General features: G+C 72.3%; 11 protein-coding genes. 9 read left to right on the forward strand and 2 right to left on the reverse strand.

The genetic code is table 11. The features are described from left to right. The first annotated feature begins 28 nt into the window (after positions 1-28). The 8 genes from AB3M81_RS16450 (at position 29) to cls (ending at position 6769) form a co-directional block, all read left to right on the forward strand. Positions 29-514, forward strand: a complete 486-nt coding sequence (locus tag AB3M81_RS16450; RefSeq protein ID WP_412905005.1) for a DoxX family protein — start codon at positions 29-31, stop codon at positions 512-514. Then, a complete protein-coding gene (gene aroA, locus AB3M81_RS16455; protein WP_412905006.1) occupies positions 511-1770 on the forward strand; it encodes a 3-phosphoshikimate 1-carboxyvinyltransferase in 1260 nt (419 codons plus the stop codon). The genes AB3M81_RS16450 and aroA overlap by 4 nt, the downstream gene beginning before the upstream one ends. Continuing rightward, a complete protein-coding gene (gene rsgA, locus AB3M81_RS16460; protein WP_412905007.1) occupies positions 1767-2744 on the forward strand; it encodes a ribosome small subunit-dependent GTPase A in 978 nt (325 codons plus the stop codon). Before aroA ends, rsgA begins: the two co-directional genes overlap by 4 nt. 35 nt (positions 2745-2779) lie before the next feature. Beyond that, positions 2780-3673: a histidinol-phosphatase gene (gene hisN / locus AB3M81_RS16465; RefSeq protein WP_412905008.1), complete on the forward strand. Its 894-nt coding sequence runs from the start codon at positions 2780-2782 to the stop codon at positions 3671-3673. A gap of 66 nt (positions 3674-3739) precedes the next feature. Further along, entirely contained in the window at positions 3740-4168 is a 429-nt protein-coding gene (locus tag AB3M81_RS16470) for a CBS domain-containing protein (RefSeq protein ID WP_412905009.1), read from the forward strand. A gap of 110 nt (positions 4169-4278) precedes the next feature. Next, on the forward strand, positions 4279-4872 hold the full coding sequence (locus AB3M81_RS16475) for a PadR family transcriptional regulator (protein WP_412905010.1): 594 nt from the start codon (positions 4279-4281) through the stop codon (positions 4870-4872). After that, entirely contained in the window at positions 4862-5266 is a 405-nt protein-coding gene (arfB, locus tag AB3M81_RS16480) for an alternative ribosome rescue aminoacyl-tRNA hydrolase ArfB (protein ID WP_412905011.1), read from the forward strand. Before AB3M81_RS16475 ends, arfB begins: the two co-directional genes overlap by 11 nt. A gap of 36 nt (positions 5267-5302) precedes the next feature. Further along, positions 5303-6769 carry a cardiolipin synthase gene (gene cls / locus AB3M81_RS16485; RefSeq protein WP_412905012.1) on the forward strand — a complete coding sequence of 489 codons (1467 nt, stop codon included), beginning with the start codon at positions 5303-5305 and terminating at the stop codon, positions 6767-6769. A gap of 1 nt (position 6770) precedes the next feature. On the opposite strand, the gene AB3M81_RS16490 is transcribed toward cls, so the two are convergent. After that, positions 6771-7220, reverse strand: coding sequence for a CAP domain-containing protein (locus AB3M81_RS16490; RefSeq protein ID WP_412905013.1), 450 nt, complete (start codon positions 7218-7220; stop codon positions 6771-6773). A 78-nt stretch (positions 7221-7298) separates the two neighbouring features. Next, complete coding sequence (locus AB3M81_RS16495; RefSeq protein ID WP_412905014.1) at positions 7299-7619, reverse strand: hypothetical protein; 321 nt, start codon at positions 7617-7619, stop codon at positions 7299-7301. Between the two features lie 92 nt (positions 7620-7711). Between AB3M81_RS16495 and AB3M81_RS16500 the strand changes: the two genes are divergently transcribed. Next, the gene (locus AB3M81_RS16500; protein ID WP_412905015.1) at positions 7712-7888 is read left to right on the forward strand and encodes a hypothetical protein; all 177 of its coding nucleotides are present in this window, start codon (positions 7712-7714) and stop codon (positions 7886-7888) included. The last annotated feature ends 78 nt before the right edge of the window (positions 7889-7966 follow it).

Raw genomic sequence — 7966 nt, forward strand, 5'->3', positions numbered from 1 at the left:
GGGCGCCCACCTGCGGCATGATGAGGGCATGACTCTCCTGCGTGCGGTCGCCCGTCCGATGCTCGCCACGATGTTCGTCACCGGTGGCGCCATGGCCCTGCGCAAGCCCGACGCGCTCGCGGCGAAGGCGCAGCCCGTCGCGGACGCGCTGCGCCGGATCGCGCCCGGCGCCCGGCTGACGCCGACCAACGTCGTGCGCCTCAACGCCGCCGTGCACATCGCCGCCGGCACGGCGCTGGCCACGGGCCACCTGCCCCGCACGTCCGCGCTCGTGCTCGCGGCCACGATGCCCGCCACGACGGTCTCGGGCCACCCGTTCTGGAACGAGACCGACCCGGTCGCGCGCCGCAACCAGCGCACGCACTTCCTCAAGAACGTCTCGCTCACCGGCGGCCTGCTGCTGTCGACCCTCGATCCCGAGCCGAGCAAGCCCTGGCTGGGCCGCCGTGCCGCGCGCACCGCCGTCGCCGCGAAGGACGGCATCGCCGGCCGGCTCGAGGGCCTGCGCGGATGAGCGACTGGTCGGCTCCCCACGCCGCGGCACCGGTCGACGCGACCGTCCTGCTGCCCGGCTCGAAGTCCCAGACCAACCGCGCGCTCGTGCTGGCGGCGATCGCCGACGGCGACTCCACGATCCACCTGCCGCTCGTCGCGCGCGACACCGAGCTCATGGCGTCCGCGCTCGAGTCGCTCGGCGCCCGCATCGAGCGTGGCGATGACACGTGGTCCGTGGGCCCGATCCGCTCCACGGCCGACGCCGAGGTCGACTGCGGGCTCGCCGGCACCGTCATGCGGTTCCTCCCGCCCGTCGCGGCCCTGGGCGGCAGCGCGGTCCGGTTCGACGGCGACCCGCGGGCCCGCGAGCGGCCGATGGGCACCACGATCTCGAGCCTGCGCGACCTCGGAGTCCGCATCGACGACGACGGCCGGGCCAGCCTGCCCTTCACGGTGCACGGCGCCGGCGAGGTGCGCGGCGGCGCGCTGACGGTGGACGCGTCCGCCTCCAGCCAGTTCGTGTCGGCGCTCCTGCTCGTCGCGCCGCGGTTCGCCGAGGGCCTTGATCTGCGCCACGAGGGCGGCACGCTGCCGTCGCTGCCGCACGTCGCGATGACGGTCACCGAGCTGCGCCGCCGGGGCGTCGTCGTGGACGAGTCCCCCGCCCGCTGGCACGTCCATCCCGGTCCCGTGAAGGCCCTCGACGTCACGATCGAGCCCGACCTGTCCAACGCCGGCCCGTTCGTGGCCGCGGCCCTGGCGACGGGCGGTCGCGTCCGCGTCCGCCACTGGCCCGAGCGCACGGACCAGGCGGGCGACGCCTGGCGCGGACTGTCCGAGGCCTTCGGCGGTCGTGCCGAGCGCGACGGCGAGGACCTCGTCGTGACGGGACCCGAGCAGCTGCGCGGCGTCGACCTCGACCTGCACGACGTCGGCGAGCTGACGCCCGTCGTCGCGGCCCTCGCCGCGCTGGCCACCGGGCCCAGCACGCTCACCGGCATCGCCCACCTGCGCGGCCACGAGACCGATCGCCTCGCGGCGCTCGCGACCGAGATCAACCGCCTCGGCGGGAACGTCGAGGAGCGGCCCGACGGCCTCGTCGTCTCGCCCGCGCCCCTGCACGGTGGCTCGTTCGCCACGTACGAGGACCACCGGATGGCCCACGCGGCGGCCGTCATCGGCCTGCGGGTCGAGGGCGTCGTCGTGCAGGACATCGGCACCACGGCGAAGACCTATCCCGGCTTCGCCCAGGACTGGGAGCACCTGCTGCCGTGAGGGACGAGCACGCGCAGTACGAGCGCCCGCGTCGCCGCACCCGGCCCCGCACGAAGGACCGGCCGGACTACTCCGACGCCGCCGTCGCCGTCGTCACCACGGTCGACCGCGGGCGGTACACCCTCGCGATGGAGGACGGCAGCGTCGTCACGGCGATGAAGTCGCGCCCGCTCGGGCGGCAGGGCGTCGTCGTTGGGGACGAGGTGCGCGTCGTCGGCGACATCTCCGGTGCCGAGGGCTCTCTCGCGCGGATCGTCGAGGTGCTCGAGCGCCGCACCGTCCTGCGCCGCTCGGCCGACGACGACGACCCCATCGAGCGCGTCGTCGTCGCGAACGCCGACCAGCTCGTGATCGTGACCGCGCTGGCCGACCCGCCACCGCGGCCGGGCCTCATCGACCGGTGCCTCGTCGCCGCCTACGACGCGGGCATGGACCCGGCCGTGTGCCTGACCAAGGCCGACCTCGCCCCCGCGGACGAGATCCTCGCCCAGCTCGACCCGCTCGGCGTGCGCGTCGTGACCACCTCGATCGGCGGTGAGCTCGACCACGTCCGCGAGCTGCTGCGCGACCGCACGAGCGTGCTGATCGGCCACAGCGGCGTGGGCAAGTCCACGCTCGTCAACGCGCTCGTCCCCGACGCCGACCGGGCCACGAGCCATGTCAACGAGGTCACCGGACGCGGGCGGCACACGTCGACCTCGGCGATGATCCTGGAGCTGCCGTTCGGCGGCCGGATCGTCGACACGCCGGGCTTTCGCTCGTTCGGCCTGGCGCACGTCGACCCCGACCGGATCCTGCGCGCGTTCGCCGACCTCGACGACGCGTCGCGCGACTGCCCGCGCGGCTGCACGCACCTGGCCGAGGAGCCCGAGTGCGCGCTCGACACGGCCGCCGCCGCCGGTGAGATCGACCCCGCCCGGGTGCACTCCTTCCGGCGGATCATGGCCAGCCGGGCGCTCGTCGACGAGTACTGACCGGCCGCCGTACGCGAGACCGTAGGCTGTGCCCCATGGCCAACCCGTACCTCGACGACCTGCGTCTGGCCCACGTCCTGGCCGACACCGCGGACAACCTGAGCATGGACCGCTTCGGTGCCCTCGACCTCGAGGTCTCGACGAAGCCGGACATGACCTACGTGACGGAGTCCGACCGCGCCGTCGAGGACGCCATCCGCCGCACGCTCAAGACGTCGCGCGGGCGCGACATCGTCCTGGGCGAGGAGTCCGGCGAGATCGAGGGAACGGCCGAGAACGCCGAGCGGCGCTGGATCGTCGACCCGATCGACGGCACCTCGAACTTCGTGCGCGGCGTGCCGGTGTGGGCCACGCTGATCGCGCTCGAGGAGGCGGGCGAGGTCGTGGTGGGCTGCGTGTCGGCGCCCGCGCTCGGCCGCCGCTGGTGGGCCATGAAGGGCGACGGCGCGCACACCGGCAAGTCGTTCCGCCAGACCCGGCCGATCCACGTCTCGGCCGTGCGCGAGCTGACGGCCGCCTCGATGTCCTACTCCTCGGCGCCCAGCTGGGACCAGATCGGCCGCCAGGGCGAGTTCGACGCCCTCCTGCGCCAGTGCTGGCGCACGCGCGCGTACGGCGACTTCTGGTCGTACATGATGGTCGCCGAGGGCGCGGTCGACATCGCCGCCGAGCCCGAGCTGAACCTGTGGGACATGGCCGCGCTCGACATCATCGTCCGCGAGGCCGGCGGCACCTTCACGAGCCTGGCCGGCGAGCCAGGGCCGTGGGGCGCCAACGCCGTCGCCACCAACGGGCGCCTGCACGACGCCGTCATGGCGTACCTGGGCCACTTCCCCGACGACGACGCCGCGTCGTACGACGAGGGCGCCCCCGGCGACGAGCCGCTGGGCGACAACGTCACGCGCCTGCGCTTCACGCGCGACGACTGAGCGCGCGCGAGCCTGCCCGTGGACTGTGATCGGCGTTACACTGCCGACCAAGTCCGAGGAGGCCCCATGCGCGTACGCGACGTTCTCACGGCGAAGGGCAGTGCCGCCGTGTTCACCATCTCTCCCGATGCCACCGTCGACGAGCTGCTCGACGCGTTGAGCGAACACAACATCGGCGCCCTGGTGGTGAGTCCCGACGGCCGCGCCATGGCCGGGATCGTCTCCGAGCGCGACATCGTCCGCAAGCTGCGCGGTCTCGACAGCCCGCGCTCGGCGACGGTCGCGCAGATCATGACGACAGACGTGCAGGTGTGCCGGCCCGAGGACTCGTTCGGGTCGCTCATGGCCACGATGACCGAGCACCGCGTGCGCCACGTGCCCGTCCTGGAGAACGACGAGGTCGTCGGTGTGCTCAGCATCGGCGACGCCGTGAAGTTCCGCATGGACCAGCTCGAGTTCGAGCGCGACCAGCTCTCGAACTACGTCCAGGGCTGACGCTCCCGCACCCCGACCCCTTCCGTGTCTTGACGTCGACACATAACCGATATATCGTTGACGCATCGACGACAGAACGCAGGTCGTCATGAGAAGGAAGGGGAACGATCATGGATCGCACCCATCACATGCACGCCGGGCAGCCCCGGCACCCCCGCCGCTCACGTCGCGGCGGACCCCGTGACTTCGACTGGGAGTTCGGTCCCGGTCGCTCTGCCCGCCCGGGCGGACCGCGTGGCCCGCGCCGCGGCCGCAAGGGCGGCGACGTCCGCGCCGCCGCGCTGCTGCTCCTCGACGAGGCGCCCGCGCACGGCTACCACCTCATTCAGCAGATCGCCGCGCGCAGCGAGGGCGCCTGGTCGCCCAGCCCCGGCTCGATCTACCCGGTCCTGCAGCAGCTGGAGGACGAGGGACTCATCGAGTTCGAGCGCGTGGACGGCCGCAAGACCGCCACGCTCACGCAGGCGGGCAAGGACTACGTCGAGGAGCACCGCGAGGCACTCGGCGAGCCGTGGGACCCCGAGCAGCTCGGACGCGGCATCCCCGCCGAGTCCGCGGCGCTCAACACGGCGCTGAAGTCGCTCATGTCCGCGGCGCGACAGGTCATGTCCGACGGCACCCCGGCCCACCAGGCCAAGGCCGCCGAGATCGTGGGCGACGCCCGGCGCCGCCTGTACGGGCTGCTCGCGGACGATGACTCCTGAGCGAGCCGTCCGGCTGCCCGAGTCGGAGCTGAGCTGGCGCTTCAGCCGCTCCTCCGGCCCGGGCGGCCAGCACGTCAACACGACCGAGACCCGGGTCGAGGTCCTCTGGTCCCCCGCCGACAGCGCCGTGCTGACGGACGAGCAGAAGGCCCGCGTCGCCGCGCGCCTGCGCGGGCGACTGGTCGACGGACGGGTCTCGGTCGTCGCATCGACCCACCGCTCGCAGCTGCGCAACCGCGAGGAGGCGGTGCGCCGGCTCGAGGAGCTCGTGGCCCAGGCGCTGCGCCCCGCGAAGAAGCGCCGCCCGACGCGGCCCACCCGCGGCTCGGTCGAGCGGCGCCTCGAGGCCAAGAAGCGACGGAGCCAGGTCAAGCGCGACCGCCGCGACTGGTGAGTGCGCTCCGCCACCCCGCGACGCTAGCCTGCGGGCATGAGCGACTGGAGCGCGATCCTGTCGATCGCCGTGGTCGTCGCGATCGTCGCGATCAACGTCGCGGCGATCGGCATCATCCCCGAGGGGCGCCGGCCGCAGACCGCGATGGCATGGCTCATCCTCATCGTCTTCGCGCCCTTCGCCGGCCTCGTCGCCTTCCTGTTCTTCGGCAGCGCCCGCATCGGGCACCGGCGCCACCGTGAGCTGACGGCGGCCAACGAGGTCATCGCCCGCGAGACCCGCGTGCTGGCCGCCGCGCCGCCGGCGGATGCCCCGGACCACGTGCCCTCCACCGTCCGGCTCAACCAGCGGCTCGCCGCCATGCCGCTCACGGCGGGCAACCACGTGACGCTGCTGCCGGACTACCGCGACTCGATCCGGGAGATGATCGAGGCCGTCGACGGCGCCGAGCGGCACGTGAACGTCGAGTTCTACATCATGGCGCTCGACGAGATGACGACGCCGTTCTTCGACGCCCTCGACCGGGCCACCGCCCGCGGCGTCCGCGTGCGGCTGCTCTTCGACCACCTCGGCACCCGGGGCATCCCAGGCTACCGCGACCTCAAGAGACGCCTCGCCGCGTCCGACATCGAGTGGCACCTCATGATGCCGCTGCAGCCGTGGCGGGGCCGGTTCCGCCGCCCCGACCTGCGCAACCACCGCAAGCTGCTCGTCGTCGACGACACGGTCGGGTTCACGGGCTCGCTCAACCTGACCCACCCGTCGTACAACGACCCGAAGAACCGGCGGATCGGGCGCGAGTGGGTCGAGCTGTGGATGCGCCTGGAGGGGCCCGTCGTCGCGACGATCGACGCCCTGTTCGCCGCCGACTGGGCCCTGGAGACCGGCGAGATCCTCGAGGTCACCACCCACCACGTCGACCAGACGCCGCACTCGAGTCGCGACGTCGTCGGCGTCGCCGCGCAGCTGGTGCCCAGCGGCCCCGGCTTCGAGAGCGAGAACAACCTGCGGCTGTTCACGTCGCTGATCTACCACGCGCGTCGCCGGCTCTCGCTGACCAGCCCGTACTTCGTCCCCGACGAGACGCTGCTCTACGCCGTGACCACCGCGGCACAGCGCGGCGTCGACGTCGAGCTGTTCGTCAGCGAGCAGGCCGACCAGTTCATGGTCGGCCATGCGCAGGCGTCGTACTACCGCGAGCTGCTCGAGGCCGGCGTGCGGATCTGGCTCTACCCCGCGCCGTTCGTCCTGCACGCCAAGCACATGAGCGTCGACGACCACGTCGGCGTCGTCGGCACCAGCAACATGGACATGCGCTCGTTCGCGCTGAACTACGAGATGAGCCTGATGGTGGTGGACCGCGAGGTCATCGATCGCCTGCGCGAGGTCGAGGACGAGCGGCGCGCCCTGTCACGCGAGCTGACGCTCGAGGAGTGGCGGCAGCGGCCGCGGCGCACCCGCTTCGTCGACAACGCGATGCGGCTGACCGCCACGCTGCAGTGACTCAGGCGGGCCGGCCGAACACCTGCACCGTGTAGGTGCGGCCCTTCTTGTCCTTCGCCACACCGATGCCGAGCCGGGTGAACTTGCGGCTGAGCATGTTGTGGCGGTGTCCGGGCGAGTCCATCCACGCCCGGATGTTCGACTTCGGGCTCGTGAAGCCGTACGCGACGTTCTCGCCGACGGTGCGCGCCTTGCAGCGCTTCAGCACGACCGAGAGGTCCTGGTGGTACATCCGCTGCTTCCTCGCCATGCGATCGGCCTGGCGCTGGGCGTAGCGGTTGAGGCACGCGCCGTGCTTGAGCGTCCTGAGCTCGTGCGTCGTGCGGGCGCCGTTGGTCTGCTTGAACAGCTTCTTGTCGAACGTCGGCGCGGACATCGCGACCGAGGACGGCGCCGCGGGGACCACGGCGAGCGCGAGCGCGCTCAGCAGCGCGACGATGATGCGGCGCATCACTGAACCTCCGGGGGTGGGGCTTTCCATGGTAGGCAGCCGTGCCCCATGTGACTGGAGTTACGGAAGATTCGTGACTCAGGCTCCGGAGTAGCCGTTCAGCAGCGCGAAGAACACCAGCATCGCCACGGCCGCGCACGCCAGTCCGGCGCACGCCCCGACGAGAGCGCGGTGGGCGACGTGGCGGGTCTCGCCCACCACGACCGGGAGGAACGCCCACATCAGCGCGCCGATCACGAGCATCACCACCACGTAGACCGGGAGCACCCAGTCCTCCGCCACCTCGTCGAGCACGGCGGCGGTCGCGGGCAGCAGTCCGATCGCCAGCAGCATCAGCACACCGGCGATGGCCACGCGCCGATAGCCGCGGCGCTCCGAGGGCGAGTACGAGTCGTCCATGCCCCCGAACCTAACGCGAGCGGCGCGCGAGTGCCCGGCACTGCGACGCGCGCCGATGTGCGGCACGATCGGAAGGGAGCGAAGGAGGCACCATGACCACGAGTCCCGACGAGCCCCAGCCGTCCGTCGACCCCGACCTCGAGCCCGCGGCCGAGCCCGCCGACGCCGTCGAGCAGCAGCGCGAGGTGTGGGAGAACGCCGACGACGCCCTCGTACCCGACCCCGAGCGGCCCGTACCGATCGACGACGACGAGGACGACGAGGCCTAGATGTAGTTCCCCGGGACGTTGTGAACAGGTGACGTAGCGAAGACCTCCGGGAACGATGTGGGTTACCACACTCACTTC

Origin of the sequence: Aeromicrobium jepli (assembly GCF_047246605.1) — a bacterium.
Lineage (GTDB): Bacteria > Actinomycetota > Actinomycetes > Propionibacteriales > Nocardioidaceae > Aeromicrobium.

Excerpts from the sequence above, each read along its gene's own strand:
- AB3M81_RS16450 (WP_412905005.1), top strand. The coding sequence starts at position 29 with ATGACTCTCCTGCGTGCGGTCGCCCGTCCGATGCTCGCCACGATGTTC.
- aroA (WP_412905006.1), top strand. The coding sequence starts at position 511 with ATGAGCGACTGGTCGGCTCCCCACGCCGCGGCACCGGTCGACGCGACC.
- hisN (WP_412905008.1), top strand. The coding sequence starts at position 2,780 with ATGGCCAACCCGTACCTCGACGACCTGCGTCTGGCCCACGTCCTGGCC.
- AB3M81_RS16470 (WP_412905009.1), top strand. The coding sequence starts at position 3,740 with ATGCGCGTACGCGACGTTCTCACGGCGAAGGGCAGTGCCGCCGTGTTC.
- AB3M81_RS16475 (WP_412905010.1), top strand. The coding sequence starts at position 4,279 with ATGGATCGCACCCATCACATGCACGCCGGGCAGCCCCGGCACCCCCGC.
- arfB (WP_412905011.1), top strand. The coding sequence starts at position 4,862 with ATGACTCCTGAGCGAGCCGTCCGGCTGCCCGAGTCGGAGCTGAGCTGG.
- cls (WP_412905012.1), top strand. The coding sequence starts at position 5,303 with ATGAGCGACTGGAGCGCGATCCTGTCGATCGCCGTGGTCGTCGCGATC.
- AB3M81_RS16490 (WP_412905013.1), bottom strand. The coding sequence starts at position 7,220 with ATGCGCCGCATCATCGTCGCGCTGCTGAGCGCGCTCGCGCTCGCCGTG.
- AB3M81_RS16495 (WP_412905014.1), bottom strand. The coding sequence starts at position 7,619 with ATGGACGACTCGTACTCGCCCTCGGAGCGCCGCGGCTATCGGCGCGTG.
- AB3M81_RS16500 (WP_412905015.1), top strand. The coding sequence starts at position 7,712 with ATGACCACGAGTCCCGACGAGCCCCAGCCGTCCGTCGACCCCGACCTC.